This is a genomic window from Streptomyces sp. NBC_00726 (assembly GCF_045161735.1).
Classification (GTDB): Bacteria; Actinomycetota; Actinomycetes; order Streptomycetales; family Streptomycetaceae; genus Streptomyces.
In genome coordinates, this window is sequence record NZ_CP108983.1 from 4,289,937 (window position 1) to 4,306,603 (window position 16,667).

A 16,667-nucleotide genomic window follows, 5' to 3' on the forward strand; every position below is an offset into this window, starting at 1 on the left:
CACCGTGCCCTGAGGACGTGAGGTAGGGCGCACCTGCCGTATCGTTGAGGTGATCCACCGACGGACAGATCGGCAGGGCAGTGCGCAGGGAACGGGCAGGAGGCGGCTGGTGACCGTCGACGACACGACCTCCGGCGATGGTGCGCAGCAGTCGTCGGACTCCTCGGTGCACGCCACACCGCACCACGAAGTCGACCACACGGCCGAGCCGACCGACGACCCCCTCGCGATCCGGCTGGAACAGCTGATCCTGGGCGCCGACCGCCGCTACACGCCGTTCCAGGCGGCCCGCACGGCCGGCGTCTCCATGGATCTGGCCTCCCGCTTCTGGCGGGCCATGGGCTTCGCGGACATCGGCCAGGCCAAGGCGCTCACCGAGGCCGATGTGCTGGCCCTGCGGCGGCTCTCCGGTCTGGTGGAGGCCGGGCTGCTCAGCGAGCCGATGGCGATCCAGGTCGCCCGGTCGACCGGGCAGACCACCGCCCGGCTGGCCGAATGGCAGATCGACTCCTTCCTGGAGGGCCTGACCGAGCCCCCCGAGCCCGGCATGACCCGCACCGAGGTCACATACCCCCTGGTCGAACTGCTCCTGCCCGAGCTGGAGGAGTTCCTGGTGTACGTGTGGCGGCGCCAGCTCGCCGCCGCCACCGGCCGGGTCGTGCAGGCGGCCGACGACGACGAGATGGTCGACCGGCGGCTGGCCGTGGGCTTCGCGGACCTCGTCGGCTTCACCCGGCTCACCCGCCGCCTGGAGGAGGAGGAGCTGGGCGAGCTGGTCGAGTCCTTCGAGACCACCTGCGCCGACCTGGTCGCGGCGCACGGCGGCCGGCTCATCAAGACCCTCGGCGACGAGGTCCTGTTCGCCGCCGACGACGCGGGCACCGCCGCCGAGATCGCGCTGCGCCTGGTCGAGGCGATGACCCTGGACGAGACCATGCCGGCGCTCCGGGTCGGCATCGCCTTCGGCACGGTCACCACCCGGATGGGCGACGTCTTCGGCACCACGGTGAACCTGGCCAGCCGGCTCACCTCGATAGCGCCCAAGGACGCGGTGCTGGTCGACGGCGCGTTCGCCGAGGAGCTGACGCGTACGGGCGACGCCCCGGTCTCCGAGGCGCGCGCGGCCGAGGAGGCCACCGCGGCGGCGGAGCGGGCCGAGAAGGAGGGCCCGGACGCCGAGGCGGCCCCGGTCCCGAAGTACCGCTTCGGCCTCCAGCCGATGTGGCAGCGCCCGGTCCGCGGGCTCGGCGTGGTCGAGCCGTGGCTGCTGGCCCGGCGCGGCGGCTCCTGAATCCGTTCCGCACACCCTTTCGGGGGAGAGCTCTAGGATCCCTCGGGTAACGCTCGTTAACCGACAGGGGTGCAGCATGACCGTCACGTCCGAGCAGCGGTACGGGGAGTTCGTCGTCGTCCGGGGTCACGAGGGCCTCGATCACGTCGCCGAGCTGGTTCTCGACCGGCCGAAGGCCATGAACGCGGTGTCCACGGACATGGCCCGCTCGATCGCCGCCGCCTGCGACGCGCTCGCCGCCGACCGGGACGTACGGGTCACCGTCCTCACCTCCAGCCACGAGCGGGCCTTCTGCGTGGGCGCGGACCTCAAGGAGCGCAACTCCTTCTCCGACGCCGACCTGGTGCGCCAGCGGCCCACCGCGCGCGCCGCGTACACCGGTGTGCTCGATCTGCCGATGCCGACGATCGCCGCCGTGCACGGCTTCGCGCTGGGTGGCGGCTTCGAGCTGGCCCTGTCCTGCGATCTGATCGTCGCCGACCCGACCGCGCTGGTGGGGCTGCCCGAGGTCTCCGTCGGCGTCATCCCGGGCGGCGGCGGCACCCAGCTGCTGCCCCGCCGGGTCGGGGCCGCGCGTGCCGCCGAGCTGATCTTCAGCGCCCGCCGGGTGTACGGCCCCGAGGCGCGGGAGCTGGGTCTGGTGGACGAGCTGGTGGCGGAGGGCGAGGACCGGGCCGAGGCGCTGGCGCTGGCCGGCCGGATCGCCGCGAACTCGCCGGTCGGGCTGCGGGCGGCCAAGCGTGCGCTGAGGCTCGGGCACGGGCTGGACCTGCGGGCCGGGCTTGAGGTCGAGGACTCCGCGTGGCGGTCGGTGGCCTTCTCCGGTGACCGGGCGGAGGGTGTGGCCGCGTTCAATGAGAAGCGGAAGGCGAACTGGCCGGGGGAGTGACCCTGGGTGCCCGTTCTTGAGCTCATCGGTCACGCTCCGGAGTCGTCGAGTGATCGCGGAGCCTATATCGCCCTAAACTGGCGCAATGGGTGGAGACGACGCACGACTGCGCGCCGTGGTCTCGCTGGCGCAGATGATGGCCGCGGCGCAGACGCCCCGGGGGTGCTGGCGAGCTGCCGCCCTGGGGGCCTGCGAGGCGCTGGGCGGCGGCTTCGCCGCGCTCTCGGTCTGGGAGCGCGACCGGGGCCGGCTGAGGGTCCTGGTCAACGCGGGGGAGCGGGCCGAGGGCGAGGAGGAGTTCCCCGAGGAGGAGGTCTATCCGGTCCACCGGTTCCCGGAGATCACCGAGTTCCTGCACGAGCGGTGGGCCGGCGGCGGTGAGCCGGACGCCTGGGTGGAGACCGCCGAGGGACCGGTGGAGGGCGGGCCCGAGGCCGGGGCGGCCGGGGCGCACGGATACGGGCCCGGCTACTGCCACCAGCGGGTGGCGGCGCTGCGCCGGCGCGGGCGCGGCTGCTGTGTGGTCGCGCCGATCGTGCTGCACGGGCGGGCCTGGGGCGAGCTGTATGTGGCGCGGCCGGTGGGCGAGCCGGTCTTCGGGCGGGCGGACGCCGACTTCGCGACGGTGCTGGCCGCCGTGGTGGCCGCCGGGCTCGCCCAGACCGAGCGCCTGGAGGAGGTCCGCAAGCTGGCCTTCACGGACCCGCTGACCGGCCTCGCCAACCGCAGGGCCGTCGATGTGCGGCTGGACGAGGCGCTGGAGCGGCACCGGGCGGACGGGGCGGTGGTCAGCCTGGTCGTCTGCGACCTGAACGGGCTGAAGTGGGTCAACGACACCCATGGCCACGCGGTCGGCGACCGGCTGCTGGAACGTTTCGGCTCGGTGCTGTCGCGGTGCGGGGCGATACTGCCCGGCGCGCTGGCGGCCCGGCTGGGCGGCGACGAGTTCTGCTTGCTGGCGGTGGGTCCCGGGGCGGACGAGGTGGTCGCCGTCGCCACCGAGCTGTGCGAGCGGGCGGCCGGTCTTGAGTTCGGCAACGGGGTCGCCTGCGGGATCGCGTCCACCGGTGACGAGATCGGGCCCGTGGTCTCGGCCCGGCGGCTGTTCCGGCTGGCGGACGCGGCGCAGTACCGGGCGAAGGCGGCCCGCTCGGACCGGCCGGTGGTGGCGGGGCGCGACGACGAGGTCATCCGGCTGGCGGACTCCCCGCCGAAGCCCCCGCACGACCGCCGCCGGCTGCGCGGCAGCCCGCCCGAACTCTGACCCGTACGGCCGGCATACGCGTAAGGGTTCCACCCGCCGACCACTGGTGACATGAAGGGTTTCAATCCGTACGCTGCTGAATATGGATATGCATACAGTCGTGGTGGGGATGTCCGGCACCACCGCTCAGGACGTCATCGCCGTGGCCCGCGGCAACGCCCGTGTCGAGCTCTCCGCCAACGCGATCGCCGGGCTGGCCGCGGCCCGCGAGATCGTGGACGCGCTCGCCGCGAAGCCCGAGCCGGTCTACGGCGTCTCGACCGGCTTCGGCGCCCTGGCCAGCCGCCACATCAGCCCGGAGCTGCGCGCCCGGTTGCAGCGCAACATCGTCCGCTCGCACGCCGCCGGAATGGGCCCGCGCGTCGAGCGCGAGGTCGTCCGCGCGCTGATGTTCCTGCGGCTGAAGACGGTCGCCTCCGGCCACACCGGGGTCCGCCCCGAGGTCGCGCAGACCATGGCCGACCTGCTGAACGCCGGGATCACCCCCGTCGTCCACGAGTACGGATCGCTCGGCTGCTCCGGCGACCTCGCGCCCCTGTCGCACTGCGCGCTGGCCCTGATGGGCGAGGGCGACGCGGAGGGCCCCGACGGCACCGTCCGCCCGGCCGGCGAACTGCTCGCCGCGCACGGCATCACCCCGGTCGAGCTGCGCGAGAAGGAGGGCCTGGCCCTCCTCAACGGCACCGACGGCATGCTCGGCATGCTGATCATGGCCCTCGCCGATCTGCGGACGCTCTACACCTCGGCCGACATCACGGCCGCCCTCTCCCTGGAGGCCCTGCTCGGTACGGACAAGGTCCTCGCCCCCGAGCTGCACGCCATCCGCCCGCACCCCGGCCAGGGCGCCAGCGCGGACAACATGCTGCGGGTCCTCGCGGGGTCCGGCCTCACCGGTCACCATCAGGACGACGCGCCGCGCGTCCAGGACGCCTACTCGGTGCGGTGCGCGCCGCAGGTCAACGGGGCGGGCCGGGACACCCTCGCCCATGCCGCGACCGTCGCCGACCGCGAGTTGGCCGCCGCCGTGGACAACCCGGTGGTCCTTCCGGACGGCCGCGTCGAGTCGAACGGCAACTTCCACGGGGCGCCCGTCGCCTACGTCCTCGACTTCCTGGCCATCGCCGCCGCGGACCTGGGCTCGATCACCGAGCGCCGTACCGACCGGCTGCTCGACAAGAACCGTTCGCACGGGCTGCCGCCGTTCCTGGCCGACGACGCGGGCGTGGACTCCGGGCTGATGATCGCCCAGTACACCCAGGCCGCCCTGGTCAGCGAGATGAAGCGGCTCGCCGTCCCGGCCTCCGCCGACTCCATCCCGTCCTCCGCCATGCAGGAGGACCACGTCTCGATGGGCTGGTCCGCCGCGCGCAAGCTGCGTACCGCCGTCGGCAACCTCGCCCGGATCGTCGCCGTCGAGCTGTACGCGGCGACCCGCGCGGTCGAGCTGCGCGCCGAGCAGGGGCTGACCCCGGCCCCCGCCACGCGCGCCGTCATCGAGGCGCTGCGGGCCGCCGGTGTCGAGGGTCCAGGACCCGACCGCTTCCTGTCGCCGGACCTGGCCGCCGCCGACGCCTTCGTACGGGCGGGCGGGCTGCTCTCCGCCGTGGAGCCGGTCACCGGGCCGCTGGCCTGACCGGGGCGGGCGTCAGAGCGCGGGGCTCGGGCCCGTCCGCCGGGACGAGTACGTGACGAACCCGGCCCCGAGGCCCAGGAAGGCGGCACCGCCGAGCACATACGGGGTGGTGTCGACGCCCGTCCCCGTCTCGGCGGGGGCGCCGGACTCCGCGCCCCCGCCCGCCGTCGCCGCGCCTGTGGCCATCGTGCCGGGCGCGGTGCCCGGATCGCCCGTGGCATTGGCCGACGGGACGAACCACAAGGCACAGAGCAGCGTCCCCGCGGCGGTGGCGGTCAGGAGCGGGCGGCGAGCGACAGCCACGAAATGGATCTCCCTACGACAGGCCCTAGGGCCTGTCTTCAAACTGCCGGACGTCCGGCTCGTCCCGATGCTAGGGCCTGTCATTCGCATCACGCCAGGGCCTCGGTGAACGCATGACGGCGAGGGTGCCGGGGAATGCGTGCACGGCGGGGCGCACCCCGCGCATCCCGCACAATGGGAGGGAGGGCGACGGCTTCGGCGGCCCGGAGCGGCGGGCCCGACCTGGGGAAACGCGGGCGCTGTCCGCTCGCGGCGGACCCGAGCCGGTCCGTGTCGCGGACGCGGGAACCACCGCCCCCGGCACGGCGTCGAAGAGTGGTGTTCCCCACACATTCGACGCACGTGGAACGGGGATCCCGTACAAGGGGTTCTTGGAACATTGACGGGGTTTCGCCGTTGGGCGGCCTTGTTCGGGGTTTTTGGGGATTTCGGCAACGATGGAGAAGCGTGTGATGACGGACAGCAAGCGGCGCAAGGGCCTGATGGCCGCGTCCGCACTGCTCGGCGGCGTACTGGTGCTTTCCGCCTGCGACGACGGCGGCGACAAGGGCGGTCCCAGCCCCGAGAGCTCGAAGTCCCAGGCGGCCGACGTCGACAAGGCGGCGGCCCAGGAGACCTCCGAGGCGCAGATAACGATCGCGCCGAAGAACGGTGCGACCAACGCGAGCATCAACAACGCCGCCAAGGTCACCGTCGCCAAGGGCAAGCTGACCGAGGTCACCATGACCAGCGCGGACGGCAAGAGCGTGCCGGGCACCCTTTCCGCCGACGGCTCCAGCTGGCAGCCGGACGCCCAGCTGGAGCGCTCGACCACCTACAAGGTCAGCGCCACGGCGAAGGACGCCAAGGGCCGCGAGGCGCACGAGAACTCGTCCTTCACCACCGTCTCGCCCGACAAGAGCTTCATCGGGAACTTCACCCCCGAGGACGGCTCCACGGTCGGCGTCGGCATGCCCGTCTCGATCAACTTCAACAAGCCGATCACCGACACCAAGGCCGTCCAGGACGGCATCAAGGTGACGTCCAGCAGCGGCCAGGAGGTCGTCGGCCACTGGTTCAACAACCAGCGCCTCGACCTGCGCCCCGAGGACTACTGGCAGGCCGGCTCGACCGTCACCCTGAAGCTGTCCCTGGACGGCGTCGAGGGCGCGGACGGCGTCTACGGCGTCCAGCAGAAGACGGTCACCTTCAAGATCGGCCGCAACCAGGTCTCCACGGTCGACGCCAAGACCCACATGATGACCGTCACCCGGGACGGCAAGACGATCAAGACCATCCCGATCTCCGCGGGCGGGCCCGACAACCCCACGTACAACGGTCAGATGGTGATCTCCGAGAAGTACAAGGAGACCCGGATGAACGGCGCCACCGTCGGCTTCACGGACGACGACGGCAAGGGCGAGTACGACATCAAGGACGTGCCGCACGCCATGCGGCTGTCCACGTCGGGCACCTTCATCCACGGCAACTACTGGGGCAAGGGCATCTTCGGCCAGGTCAACACCAGCCACGGCTGCGTCGGCCTCCAGGACGTCAAGGGCGCCGGTGACGCCGACCAGCCCGCCGCGTGGTTCTACAACAACTCCCTGATCGGTGACGTCGTCATCGTCAAGAACTCCCCGGACAAGACGATCCAGCCCTCCAACGGCCTGAACGGCTGGAACCTCAGCTGGGCCGAGTGGACGGCGGGCTCCACCGCCTGACCGGCCCGGCCGGCCGAACCCCACCCCGTACGCCCAAGGCGGCGGCACCCCGTTCCGGTGCCGCCGCCTTGGGCGTACACACTGTTCTCATCCGGCTCTCATGGTGGGCTTAACCCACCATCACGAGCCGTTCCTAACCTCGCGCCATGTTCTTCACCTACCTCCGGCGCGAGCTGCGCCGCCGCAGAAAGGCGGCGCTCGTCGTCGCCTCCGGGCTCGCTCTCGGCATTGCGCTGGTCATCGTCGTCAGCTCCGTTTCCTCGGGCATGAGCAAGGCCCAGGACAAGGTCCTCGAATCGCTGTACGGGCTCGGCACGGACATGACCGTCACCAAGGCGGCCGCGGCGCCCAAGTCCGGCTCGTCCGAACGCCCCAAGTTCGAGTTCGACGCCAAGGACAGCGACGACGACGCGACCCAGAGCACGGACCGGGTCATGGTCCAGGGCTTCCAGACCCTGGCCTCCTCCACCGTCACCGAGGTCGGCGAGCAGGACGGCGTCGCCGGCGCGGTCGGCGGGCTGAGCCTGTCCGTCATGAAGGTGGACGGGCAGTTCAAGCGCGGCGAGTTCAAGCAGGAGGGCGGCACGAGCCAGGGCGGCGGACGCGGGCCCGGCGGCGGCAGCGGCCAGCCGCCGGGCGAGGTCAGGGGCGGCGGCGCCTCCTTCGACGTCAACTCCTACACGGTGTACGGAACGGACGTCACCCAGCAGGACATCGGCCCGCTCACCTCCTCGAAGATCACCTCCGGCCGTACGTTCAAGGCGACCGAGACCAACGCGAAGGTGGCCGTCGTCGACTCCGCCTACGCCAAGGAGAAGACCCTCTCCACCGGCAAGACCGTGACCATCCACGGCACCGGGTTCACGGTCATCGGCGTCTCGACGGCCGACAGCGGCGACGCCGCCGCCAACCTCTACATCCCGCTCAAGCAGGCGCAGACCCTGTCCGGCTCCAAGGACAAGGTCACCACGGTCTATGTGAAGGCCGCGGACTCGCAGCGGATCGACGGCGTCAAGTCGGCCATCCAGAAGAACATTTCGGGCACCACCGTCACCACCTCCGCCGACCTCGCGGACACCGTCTCCGGCTCCCTGTCCACCGCGTCCGACCTGGCCGCCGGCGTCGGCAAGTGGCTGTCCTTCGCGGTCCTGGCCGCCGCGTTCCTGGTCGCCGGGCTCCTCACCTCCTCCGCCGTCAGCCGCCGGGTGCGCGAATTCGGCACGCTGAAGGCCCTCGGCTGGAAGAGCGGCCGGGTCACCCGCCAGGTCGTCGGCGAGGCCCTGGTCAACGGCCTGATCGGCGGCGTCCTCGGCATCGCGATCGGCCTGGCCGGCGCCTACGTGGTCACCGCCGTCAGCCCCACGCTCACCGCCGAGCTCGGCTCCTCCGGCGGCGGCGGGATGCGCGGCGGAATGATGGGCGGCGGCGGCCCCGGCCGGCAGAGCGCGTCCAAGGCCCTCGACATCGCGCTCACCGCGCCCGTCTCCCTCTCCGTCATCCTCACCGCCGTCGCCCTGGCCGTGGCGGGCGGGCTGATCGCGGGCGCCTTCGGCGGCTGGCGCGCTTCCCGGCTGCGCCCGGCGGACGCGCTCCGCCGCGTCGAGTAGCAGCCCGGACCCCACACCCCGTCAGGAGACCACCCATGTACACCCTTCAAGGCGTCACCAAGCAGTACCGGCGCGGCAAGTCCACCGTGCACGCCCTCGCCGGCGTCGACCTCACCATCGAGGACGGCGGCCGCCTGGTCATCCAGGGCCCCACCGGCGGCGGCAAGTCCACCCTGCTCCAGATGCTCGGCGGCCTGGACCGGCCCACCGCCGGGAGCATCGAGCTCGACGGGATGGACCTGGCGAAGCTCAGCGAGGCCAAGCTCACCAAGGTGCGCGCCGAGAACATCGGCTTCGTCTTCCAGAGCTTCAACCTCATCCCGACGCTCACCGCCCAGGAGAACGTCGAGACCGCCCTCGTCCCCCTCGGCGTCAAGGCGTCCGAGCGGCGCGGAAGAGCCGCCGAGGCGCTGGACTCCGTCGGGCTCGGCGAGCGCCTGGGCCATGTGCCCGGCGAGATGTCCGGCGGCCAGCAGCAGCGCGTCGCCATCGCCCGGGCCCTGGTCAAGCGGCCCAAGGTGCTTCTCGCGGACGAGCCCACCGGAAATCTGGACGAGTCCATGCGCGACGAGATCATGGAGGTCCTGGAGACCCTGTGGAAGGAGCACGGGCTCACCTTCGTCATGGTCACCCACGACAGCTCGATCGCCCGCCGCGCCCCGCGTCTGGCCACCATCCGCAAGGGCAGGGTCACCATCACGGAGAACGCCCCGGCCTGACCCGTCCCGCTCCCGTCCCCGACCGCCGCCGGCGGGCCTCCGTGCCCCCGGCGGCGGTGTCATGCCCCGGGCCGTGCGGCCCTGCGGTACGCCACGAGGTCACCCCGGCGGACTTGGCGCAGGCCGAGCGGGTCCGCGTACGAGACGCCCTGCTCGCAGGTCCGCACCCGCACCGGTCCGGTCTCCTCGGGCCGCCGCCCGGTCCGGTGTCCGGCGCGCAGCCCGTGCCAGGGGCGCAGCGGCAGCCAGGCCAGCCCGTAGAGCCAGCGCCGGACCAGCAGGCCGGGTCCGGGGCGGCGGGCGTCCGGCAGGCTCACCACCCGTATGCCCATGATCAGCTTGCCGGCGCCCGCGCCGAGGAACGCGGTGAGCACGACCTGGTTGACGAAGGACAGCACGAGCATCGGACCGGCCAGCAGCGCCGCCGCCTCGGGCAGGGACGCGGTGTCCACGTACGGCCTGGCCAGCAGCCCGGCCGTGAGTACGCAGAGGTAGCAGTCCAGGCCCACCGCGAGACAGCGGCGCGGCTCGCCCGCGCGCGGCGGGGTGCGCGGGCCGGGGTGTAACGAGGATGTCATGAGCGAATCATGTCTGATGCGCCGCCATTACGTCCCGGGGCGTTCCGTATTACCCCGCGGGTAATCGACGCGCTCCGGCGCCCCCGGCAGCATGGATTCCATCAGCCGACGGACGACCGCACGAACCGGAGGACCCGCCATGACCGCCTACGCCATCGCGCACCTGTACCCCGAGGGCCGCCCCAACGCGGAGGTCATCGACTACATCGACCGCATCCAGTCGACGCTGGACCCGTTCGGCGGCCGCTTCCTGGTCCACAACACGCCGGTCGAGGTGATCGAGGGCGCGTGGCCCGGCGCGGTGGTCGTCGTCGGCTTCCCCTCCATCGAGGAGGCGCGCGCCTGGTACGCCTCCCCGGCCTACCAGGAGCTGGTGCCGCTGCGGGCCCGGAACATGGCGGGCGACGTGGTGCTCGTGGAAGGCGTCGCGCCGGACTACGACCCGGGGGCGACCGCGGCGGCGCTGCGGGGCACCGCCCCGGTGGCGTAACGCCTGGGTTTCCGAAACCTCACCGCCGAGGCGGCGCGGCTGTGAGATTCACCACTTCGGCGGTGGGCCGGACACGGCCCCGACCTGGCCAATCGTGCCCGGAACCGGCCTCCCGCAAGGCCGTTGGTCCAGGTCCGGGGCTTCCGGGGGCCCGATCGCCAGGTGGATGCCACGGGCCGGGGCGCCGGGTCACTGGGAGAATCGATACGCCACGACGGTCCTGTTACGCCGCGCTCGCGAGCGGTACGCGCGAAGTTCCGGCGACACCCTCAATGGGGAGGGGGACCTGGCGCCCCTCGGGACGGGGGTGCCCCCGCGTATGTGCCGACCCATGGAAGGTCTTGATCAGATGCCGGTCACCCCTGACTCCGCCACCTCGCACGCCGCCGAGAACCGCGTCATCGAGCCGTTGTACGCAGAGGTGCTGCGCCGTAACCAGGGTGAGAAGGAGTTCCACCAGGCGGTCCGGGAGGTCCTGGAAACCCTCGCCCCCGTGCTCGCCAAGCGGCCGGAGTTCGTGGACGCCCGGGTCATCGAGCGCATATGCGAGCCGGAGCGGCAGCTCATCTTCCGGGTGCCGTGGTCGGACGACTCGGGCGACATCCACGTCAACCGCGGCTTTCGCGTCGAGTTCTCCAGCCTGCTCGGCCCGTACAAGGGCGGTCTGCGCTTCCACCCCTCGGTCAACCTCGGCATCGTGAAGTTCCTCGGCTTCGAGCAGATCTTCAAGAACGCCCTCACCGGCATGCCCATCGGCGGCGGCAAGGGCGGCGCGGACTTCGACCCGAAGGGCCGCTCCGACGCCGAGATCATGCGGTTCTGCCAGTCCTTCATGACTGAGCTCCACCGGCACGTCGGCGAGTACACCGACGTGCCCGCCGGTGACATCGGCGTCGGCGGCCGCGAGATCGGCTACCTCTTCGGCCAGTACAAGCGGATCACCAACCGCCACGAGTCCGGCGTCCTCACCGGCAAGGGCCTCGGCTGGGGCGGCGCCCTCGTCCGCACCGAGGCCACCGGCTACGGCTGCGTGATGTTCACCGCCGAGATGCTGCGCAGCCGGGGCGAGTCCCTGGACGGCCAGCGGATCTCCGTCTCCGGCTCCGGCAACGTCGCGATCTACGCCATCGAGAAGGCCCAGCAGCTCGGCGCGACCGTCATCACCGCCTCCGACTCCGGCGGCTACGTCGTGGACGACAAGGGCATCGACCTCGATCTGCTCAAGGAGATCAAGGAGCGCGGCCGCGGCCGCGTCTCCGAGTACGCCGAGCGGCGCGGCACGCATGTGAAGTACGTGGAGGGCGCCGGCGTCTGGACCGTCCCCGTCGACGTGGCCCTGCCCTGCGCCACCCAGAACGAGCTGCACGAGGCCGACGCGCTCGCCCTCGTCCGCAATGGCGTCAAGGCGGTCGCCGAGGGCGCCAACATGCCCACCACGCCCGAGGCCGTCCGCGTCTTCCAGGACGCCGGTGTGGCCTTCGCCCCCGGCAAGGCGGCCAACGCGGGCGGCGTGGCCACCAGCGCCCTGGAGATGCAGCAGAACGCCTCGCGCGACTCCTGGACCTTCGCCCACACCGAGCAGCGCCTTTCGGAGATCATGCGCCACATCCACGACTCCTGCTACACCACCGCCGAGAAGTACGGCAGCCCCGGCAACTACGTGGTCGGCGCCAACATCGCCGGCTTCGAACTGGTCGCCGACGCGATGCTGGCCCAGGGCCTCATCTGACCTGGGCCTGACCTAGGCCACGCCCACCGGGCAGGAGACGCCCGTGCCGCCGATGCCGCAGTAACCGGCCGGGTTCTTGTCCAGGTACTGCTGGTGCGCCGGTTCGGCGGGGTAGAAGGGGCGGCCGTCGGCCGGCAGGATCTCCGTGGTGATCCCGCCGTGGCCGGCGGCCGTCAGCACCTTCTGGTACGCCTCGCGGGACGCCTCGGCGGCCGCCGCCTGGTCCGGGGTGTGGGTGTAGACCGCGGAGCGGTACTGCGTACCCACGTCGTTGCCCTGGCGGAAGCCCTGGGTCGGGTCGTGGGACTCCCAGAACAGCTTCAGCAGCTCCGCGTACGTGACGGACTTCGGGTCGTACACCACGCGGACCGCCTCCGTGTGGCCGGTGAGGCCCGTGCAGACCTCCTCGTACGCGGGATTCTCCGTATAGCCGCCCTGATAGCCGACGAGCGTCGTCCAGACGCCGTCCGTCTGCCAGAACTTGCGCTCGGCGCCCCAGAAACAGCCCAGCCCGAAGTCCGCGACCGCCAGCCCCTCCGGATACGGGCCCAGCAGCGGATTGCCCAGGACCGTGTGCCGGTCCGGGACGGTGAACTCGGGGACGGGGCGGCCGCGCAGGGCCTCCTCCGGGGTGGGGAGCTGAGGGGTACGGCGGTGCGGGAACATACGGGGGCTCCTCCTGGATCGGCGTCTGTCGCTACAACGCGCGAACAGCCCCGCGGATTCCTGGGACACGCCCTAACGCGGCAGCGACGCCGGGCTGCCGCCGTTCGCCTCGTAGCCCGCGACCGCCAGCGCCCGGTACACCGCGTACTCCGCGGCCGGGTCCTCGCTCGTCGTCCACGGCAGCGCGCCCACGTATCCGTCGATGTGCACCAGCTGCCGCACCGCCTCCGCCCAGCGCTCCATCCGGACCAGGAACAGCACCAGCAGATGGCGCACCTGCGGCAGCATCGGGTCGTCGCCGCGCGCCGAGTGCACCGCGTACATCGCGCCCTCCACGGCCCGGGTCACCACCTGGCTCTGGTAGAAGCCGCGCACCAGATTGACCTCGGGCAGATGCTCGTACACCGCGAACAGCGGCAGCCCGGCCAGCAGCGAGCCCTGCGGGGCGCGGGCGGCGGCGGCCGTCGCGAAGCGGTCGGCCTCCTCGCGCGAGCCGTGCCACCGCTCGCTCCAGAAGTGCAGCGCCGCGATGTGCGCGCCCAGGTGCGCCGGGGCCCGGTCGATGATCTTCGCCCACAACCGGTCGAACTCCTCGCCGGAATAACCCAGTCCGCGCGCCACCGCCAGCTCCACGATGTACGGGACCGGGTCGCCCGGGGCCAGCAGGGCGGCCTCGCCGATCACCTTGCGGGCCTCCTCCAGGATGACCCGGAAGTCGTCCGTACCCGCCGTGGACGAGCGCCACGCCTGCTGCACCAGGAATTCCGCGTGCACCGCCGCCGCGCCCGCGTCCTTCGGCGCCTCCGCGCGCCACTTCCGCAGCCACGCACCGCCGGCGCCCGGCTTTTCCAGCAGTTCGAGCGAGGCCGCCCCGGCGAACGCCTGTACCCGCTGCCAGCGCAGCTCACCCTCCTTCGGCGTCCCGGCCAGCAGCTGGGACGCGGCCCGCCACTCCTGCGTGTGCTGTACGACCTCCAGCACGTCCAGCAGGTCCTGGTCGGGGCCCGGCGTCCGGACGTCCAGCTCCTCCTGGCGTACGAAGCCGTAGTCCTGCGGGTCGGCGGCGTCGGGGGAGCCGGGCACGGCCGTCCGGATGCCGCCGCGCCGGCGCAGCACGTACGGGCCGATCACGGCGGTCAGCATGCACAGCGCGAGCAGGAACCACAGAATCTCCATGCCCCCATTGTCACCGGACGGCCGGGTGACCCGTGCGGCCCCTCGGGACGAACTACGCTCGGCCCCATGAGCGACCAGCACAGCTTCGAAACCCGCGCCATCCATGCGGGGAACACGGCCGACCCCCTGACCGGCGCCGTGGTCCCGCCCATCTACCAGGTGTCCACGTACAAGCAGGACGGCGTGGGCGGGCTGCGCGGCGGTTACGAGTACAGCCGCAGCGCCAACCCGACCCGCACCGCCCTGGAGGAGAACCTCGCGGCCCTGGAGGGCGGCCGGCGCGGCCTCGCCTTCGCCTCCGGCCTCGCCGCCGAGGACTGCCTCCTCCGTACGCTGCTGACCCCCGGCGACCACGTGGTCATCCCGAACGACGCCTACGGCGGCACCTTCCGGCTGTTCGCGAAGGTCGCCGCGCGCTGGGGCGTGGAATTCTCCGTCGCCGACACCTCGGACGTGGCGGCGGTCCGTGCGGCGATCACCCCGCGCACCAAGGCGGTCTGGGTGGAGACCCCGTCCAACCCGCTGCTCGGCATCACCGACATCGCCGCCGTCGCCCAGGTCGCCCGCACCGCCGGGGCGCGGCTCGTCGTGGACAATACCTTCGCGAGCCCCTACCTCCAGCAGCCGCTGGCGCTCGGCGCGGACGTCGTCGTGCACTCCACCACCAAGTACATGGGCGGCCACTCGGACGTCGTCGGCGGCGCGCTGATCGTCAACGACCCCGACCTGGCCGACGAGTTGGTCTTCCACCAGAACGCGATGGGCGGGGTGGCCGGCCCGTTCGACGCCTGGCTGGTGCTGCGCGGCATCAAGACGCTCGCCGTGCGCATGGACCGCCACAGCGAGAACGCCACCAGGATCGCCGAGCTGCTGACCGGCCACCCCAAGGTCACCCAGGTCCTCTACCCGGGCCTGCCCGAGCACCCGGGCCACGAGATCGCCGCCAAGCAGATGCGGTCCTTCGGCGGCATGGTGTCCTTCCGCGTCGAGGGCGGCGAGGAGGCGGCGCTGGAAGTCTGCAACCGGGCGAAGCTGTTCACCCTGGGCGAGTCCCTGGGCGGCGTCGAATCGCTGCTTGAGCACCCCGGCCGCATGACGCACGCCTCGGCGGCCGGCTCCCCGCTGGAGGTCCCGGCCGACCTGGTCCGCCTCTCCGTCGGCATCGAGAACGCGGACGACCTGCTCGCGGACCTGACGCAGGCGCTGGGCTGAGGCGTGGAGCTGGGCTGAGGCAAGAGGGGGCCGGTGCGCCCGGTCCCCTCACCAGCCCTCCAGCGGCGGCGTCGTCCCCGAGGGCGGCGCCTCCCACGGCCGGGCGGCCAGCGCCCACACCGTGAACACCGTCACCGCCGCGACCAGCGTCAGCACCCAGAGCCGGCGCAGCGCCCGCCGCCGGCGCAGCAGCCTGGCTCCCCGCGCCGCCGCCGACGCCGCCAGACCGGCGGGCACCGGCGGATGCGGGCCCTCCAGCATCCGGCGCACCTCGTCCTCGCGACGCCCGGTGCCGCTCACGGCGCGGCCCCCAGCAGCCGGGCCGGGCCCCGGCGGGTGGTCGGGCTCCTGGTGCCGCGCATGGTGGCCACCGACCGGTTGCAGACCGCGCGCACCCGCTCCTCGGGCAGTCCGAGCAGCGCCGCCGTCTGTTCCTCCGGGACCCCCTCGTACAGCCGCAGCACCAGTACGAGCCGTTCCTGCGGGGTCAGCCGGTCCAGCAGGCCGCCGCGCGGCCGGTGGTGGCGCCATGTCTCGCGGGCGAACCTGGCCGCCAGCTCCTGTCGGGTGCGGTTGTACGGGTCCTCGCCCCGCAGCCGCTCCCAGTCGGCGAACGTCCGGGCCAGCGAGGCCGTCAGCAGCCGCAGCGCGCGCGGGTTGGAGCCGGACGCGTCCGCCGGTTCGGCGGTGAGCAGCGTCGCCGTGTGCAGCAGCCGGCCCGCCGCGCCCGCGACGAAGGACTCGAAGTCCTGGGCGCGGTCCCGCCGCGGGCCCGCATGACGCTCTCGCACACATCAATCCGAACGCGCCACGGCCCCCAGGTCAACCCCCGGTACGCGGCGTGCGTTCAGTTCGCGTGCGCCGTCTGGTGCGCGGCCTGCCGGGCCGCCAGCGCCGCGTTGAAGCGGGTGAGCAGCGCGCAGAACGTGTCCCGCTCCTCCTCGGTCCACCCGTCCGTCACCTGTGACATCAACTCCCGCCGCGAGTCCCGGACCTCGTCGAGACGGGCCTGGCCGCGCGGCGACAGCTGGAGCACGACCGCCCGGCCGTCCTCCGGATGCGAGGTCCGCTTCACCAGTCCGGTGTCGACCAGCGGCGCGACCTGCCGGGTCACCGTGGACGAGTCGATCCCCATCCCGGCGGCCAGCGCCTTGACGCCCATCGGACCTTCCAGATCCAGCCGGTTCAGCAGCAGATAGGCCGCCCGGTCCATGGAGTTGCGCACCTGGCCCACCCCGCCGAGGCGGGTCTGCTCGGCCCGGCGGGCGAATACGGCCACCTGATGCTGAAGGGTGTCGAGAACGTGGTCGGGACCCGGGTTTTCCGGGGCAGCGCCCCCGGAAGGAGACGAGGCAGTCGTCATGTCCTGAGGGGGCATGGCCGGGGGCTCTCTTCGTGCGGTGTCGG

The 16,667-nt window shown here is 72.4% G+C and carries 17 protein-coding genes; 10 read left to right on the forward strand and 7 right to left on the reverse strand.

Translation table 11 applies throughout. The features are described 5' to 3' along the window. The first annotated feature begins 109 nt into the window (after positions 1–109). From OG338_RS19330 to hutH, 4 genes are all read left to right on the forward strand, one after another. Entirely contained in the window at positions 110–1,291 is a 1,182-nt protein-coding gene (locus OG338_RS19330; RefSeq protein ID WP_405938508.1) for an adenylate/guanylate cyclase domain-containing protein, read from the forward strand. A gap of 76 nt (positions 1,292–1,367) precedes the next feature. Beyond that, the gene (locus tag OG338_RS19335) at positions 1,368–2,180 is read left to right on the forward strand and encodes an enoyl-CoA hydratase/isomerase family protein (protein ID WP_405938509.1); all 813 of its coding nucleotides are present in this window, start codon (positions 1,368–1,370) and stop codon (positions 2,178–2,180) included. An 85-nt stretch (positions 2,181–2,265) separates the two neighbouring features. Continuing rightward, positions 2,266–3,444, forward strand: a complete 1,179-nt coding sequence (locus OG338_RS19340; protein ID WP_405938510.1) for a diguanylate cyclase domain-containing protein — start codon at positions 2,266–2,268, stop codon at positions 3,442–3,444. Between the two features lie 88 nt (positions 3,445–3,532). After that, entirely contained in the window at positions 3,533–5,077 is a 1,545-nt protein-coding gene (gene hutH / locus OG338_RS19345) for a histidine ammonia-lyase (protein WP_405940468.1), read from the forward strand. A 12-nt stretch (positions 5,078–5,089) separates the two neighbouring features. Here the strand turns inward: hutH and OG338_RS19350 are convergent, their stop codons facing one another. Beyond that, a complete protein-coding gene (locus OG338_RS19350) occupies positions 5,090–5,380 on the reverse strand; it encodes a hypothetical protein (protein ID WP_405938511.1) in 291 nt (96 codons plus the stop codon). Between the two features lie 437 nt (positions 5,381–5,817). Between OG338_RS19350 and OG338_RS19355 the strand changes: the two genes are divergently transcribed. The 3 genes from OG338_RS19355 (at position 5,818) to OG338_RS19365 (ending at position 9,409) form a co-directional block, all read left to right on the forward strand. Next, positions 5,818–7,083 (forward strand): Ig-like domain-containing protein, encoded by a 1,266-nt coding sequence (locus tag OG338_RS19355; protein WP_405938512.1) that lies wholly within the window; start codon positions 5,818–5,820, stop codon positions 7,081–7,083. Between the two features lie 146 nt (positions 7,084–7,229). Beyond that, the gene (locus OG338_RS19360; protein ID WP_405938513.1) at positions 7,230–8,690 is read left to right on the forward strand and encodes an ABC transporter permease; all 1,461 of its coding nucleotides are present in this window, start codon (positions 7,230–7,232) and stop codon (positions 8,688–8,690) included. 35 nt (positions 8,691–8,725) lie between these two features. After that, the gene (locus OG338_RS19365) at positions 8,726–9,409 is read left to right on the forward strand and encodes an ABC transporter ATP-binding protein (protein WP_405938514.1); all 684 of its coding nucleotides are present in this window, start codon (positions 8,726–8,728) and stop codon (positions 9,407–9,409) included. Positions 9,410–9,468: 59 nt separating this feature from the next. Here the strand turns inward: OG338_RS19365 and OG338_RS19370 are convergent, their stop codons facing one another. Beyond that, positions 9,469–9,987 (reverse strand): RDD family protein, encoded by a 519-nt coding sequence (locus OG338_RS19370; protein ID WP_405938515.1) that lies wholly within the window; start codon positions 9,985–9,987, stop codon positions 9,469–9,471. 139 nt (positions 9,988–10,126) lie between these two features. On the opposite strand from OG338_RS19370, the gene OG338_RS19375 reads away from it, so the two are divergent. Together OG338_RS19375 and gdhA are read left to right on the forward strand one after the other, a co-directional pair. Further along, positions 10,127–10,477, forward strand: coding sequence for a DUF1330 domain-containing protein (locus OG338_RS19375; RefSeq protein ID WP_405938516.1), 351 nt, complete (start codon positions 10,127–10,129; stop codon positions 10,475–10,477). A gap of 349 nt (positions 10,478–10,826) precedes the next feature. Continuing rightward, positions 10,827–12,206: an NADP-specific glutamate dehydrogenase gene (gene gdhA, locus OG338_RS19380; protein WP_405938517.1), complete on the forward strand. Its 1,380-nt coding sequence runs from the start codon at positions 10,827–10,829 to the stop codon at positions 12,204–12,206. Positions 12,207–12,218: 12 nt separating this feature from the next. Here gdhA and msrA read toward each other — a convergent pair whose 3' ends face one another. Together msrA and OG338_RS19390 are read right to left on the reverse strand one after the other, a co-directional pair. Next, positions 12,219–12,872: a peptide-methionine (S)-S-oxide reductase MsrA gene (gene msrA, locus OG338_RS19385; protein ID WP_405938518.1), complete on the reverse strand. Its 654-nt coding sequence runs from the start codon at positions 12,870–12,872 to the stop codon at positions 12,219–12,221. 72 nt (positions 12,873–12,944) lie between these two features. After that, positions 12,945–14,048, reverse strand: a complete 1,104-nt coding sequence (locus tag OG338_RS19390; protein WP_405938519.1) for a hypothetical protein — start codon at positions 14,046–14,048, stop codon at positions 12,945–12,947. Between the two features lie 66 nt (positions 14,049–14,114). Here OG338_RS19390 and OG338_RS19395 point away from each other — a divergent pair, with 66 nt between their 5' ends. Next, positions 14,115–15,260 carry a cystathionine gamma-synthase gene (locus tag OG338_RS19395; RefSeq protein WP_405938520.1) on the forward strand — a complete coding sequence of 382 codons (1,146 nt, stop codon included), beginning with the start codon at positions 14,115–14,117 and terminating at the stop codon, positions 15,258–15,260. A gap of 48 nt (positions 15,261–15,308) precedes the next feature. Here the strand turns inward: OG338_RS19395 and OG338_RS19400 are convergent, their stop codons facing one another. The 3 genes from OG338_RS19400 to OG338_RS19410 are packed head-to-tail and all read right to left on the reverse strand — an operon-like array spanning position 15,309 to position 16,638. Continuing rightward, on the reverse strand, positions 15,309–15,560 hold the full coding sequence (locus OG338_RS19400; RefSeq protein ID WP_405938521.1) for a hypothetical protein: 252 nt from the start codon (positions 15,558–15,560) through the stop codon (positions 15,309–15,311). Continuing rightward, positions 15,557–16,051: a sigma factor-like helix-turn-helix DNA-binding protein gene (locus tag OG338_RS19405; protein WP_405938522.1), complete on the reverse strand. Its 495-nt coding sequence runs from the start codon at positions 16,049–16,051 to the stop codon at positions 15,557–15,559. Before OG338_RS19405 ends, OG338_RS19400 begins: the two co-directional genes overlap by 4 nt. A 56-nt stretch (positions 16,052–16,107) precedes the next feature. Beyond that, entirely contained in the window at positions 16,108–16,638 is a 531-nt protein-coding gene (locus OG338_RS19410) for a MarR family winged helix-turn-helix transcriptional regulator (protein WP_405938523.1), read from the reverse strand. Between the last annotated feature and the right edge of the window lie 29 nt (positions 16,639–16,667).

Excerpts from the sequence above, each read along its gene's own strand:
- OG338_RS19335 (WP_405938509.1), top strand. The coding sequence starts at position 1,368 with ATGACCGTCACGTCCGAGCAGCGGTACGGGGAGTTCGTCGTCGTCCGG.
- OG338_RS19340 (WP_405938510.1), top strand. The coding sequence starts at position 2,266 with ATGGGTGGAGACGACGCACGACTGCGCGCCGTGGTCTCGCTGGCGCAG.
- hutH (WP_405940468.1), top strand. The coding sequence starts at position 3,533 with ATGCATACAGTCGTGGTGGGGATGTCCGGCACCACCGCTCAGGACGTC.
- OG338_RS19355 (WP_405938512.1), top strand. The coding sequence starts at position 5,818 with ATGGAGAAGCGTGTGATGACGGACAGCAAGCGGCGCAAGGGCCTGATG.
- OG338_RS19360 (WP_405938513.1), top strand. The coding sequence starts at position 7,230 with ATGTTCTTCACCTACCTCCGGCGCGAGCTGCGCCGCCGCAGAAAGGCG.
- OG338_RS19365 (WP_405938514.1), top strand. The coding sequence starts at position 8,726 with ATGTACACCCTTCAAGGCGTCACCAAGCAGTACCGGCGCGGCAAGTCC.
- OG338_RS19370 (WP_405938515.1), bottom strand. The coding sequence starts at position 9,987 with ATGACATCCTCGTTACACCCCGGCCCGCGCACCCCGCCGCGCGCGGGC.
- OG338_RS19375 (WP_405938516.1), top strand. The coding sequence starts at position 10,127 with ATGACCGCCTACGCCATCGCGCACCTGTACCCCGAGGGCCGCCCCAAC.
- gdhA (WP_405938517.1), top strand. The coding sequence starts at position 10,827 with ATGCCGGTCACCCCTGACTCCGCCACCTCGCACGCCGCCGAGAACCGC.
- msrA (WP_405938518.1), bottom strand. The coding sequence starts at position 12,872 with ATGTTCCCGCACCGCCGTACCCCTCAGCTCCCCACCCCGGAGGAGGCC.
- OG338_RS19390 (WP_405938519.1), bottom strand. The coding sequence starts at position 14,048 with ATGGAGATTCTGTGGTTCCTGCTCGCGCTGTGCATGCTGACCGCCGTG.
- OG338_RS19395 (WP_405938520.1), top strand. The coding sequence starts at position 14,115 with ATGAGCGACCAGCACAGCTTCGAAACCCGCGCCATCCATGCGGGGAAC.
- OG338_RS19410 (WP_405938523.1), bottom strand. The coding sequence starts at position 16,638 with ATGCCCCCTCAGGACATGACGACTGCCTCGTCTCCTTCCGGGGGCGCT.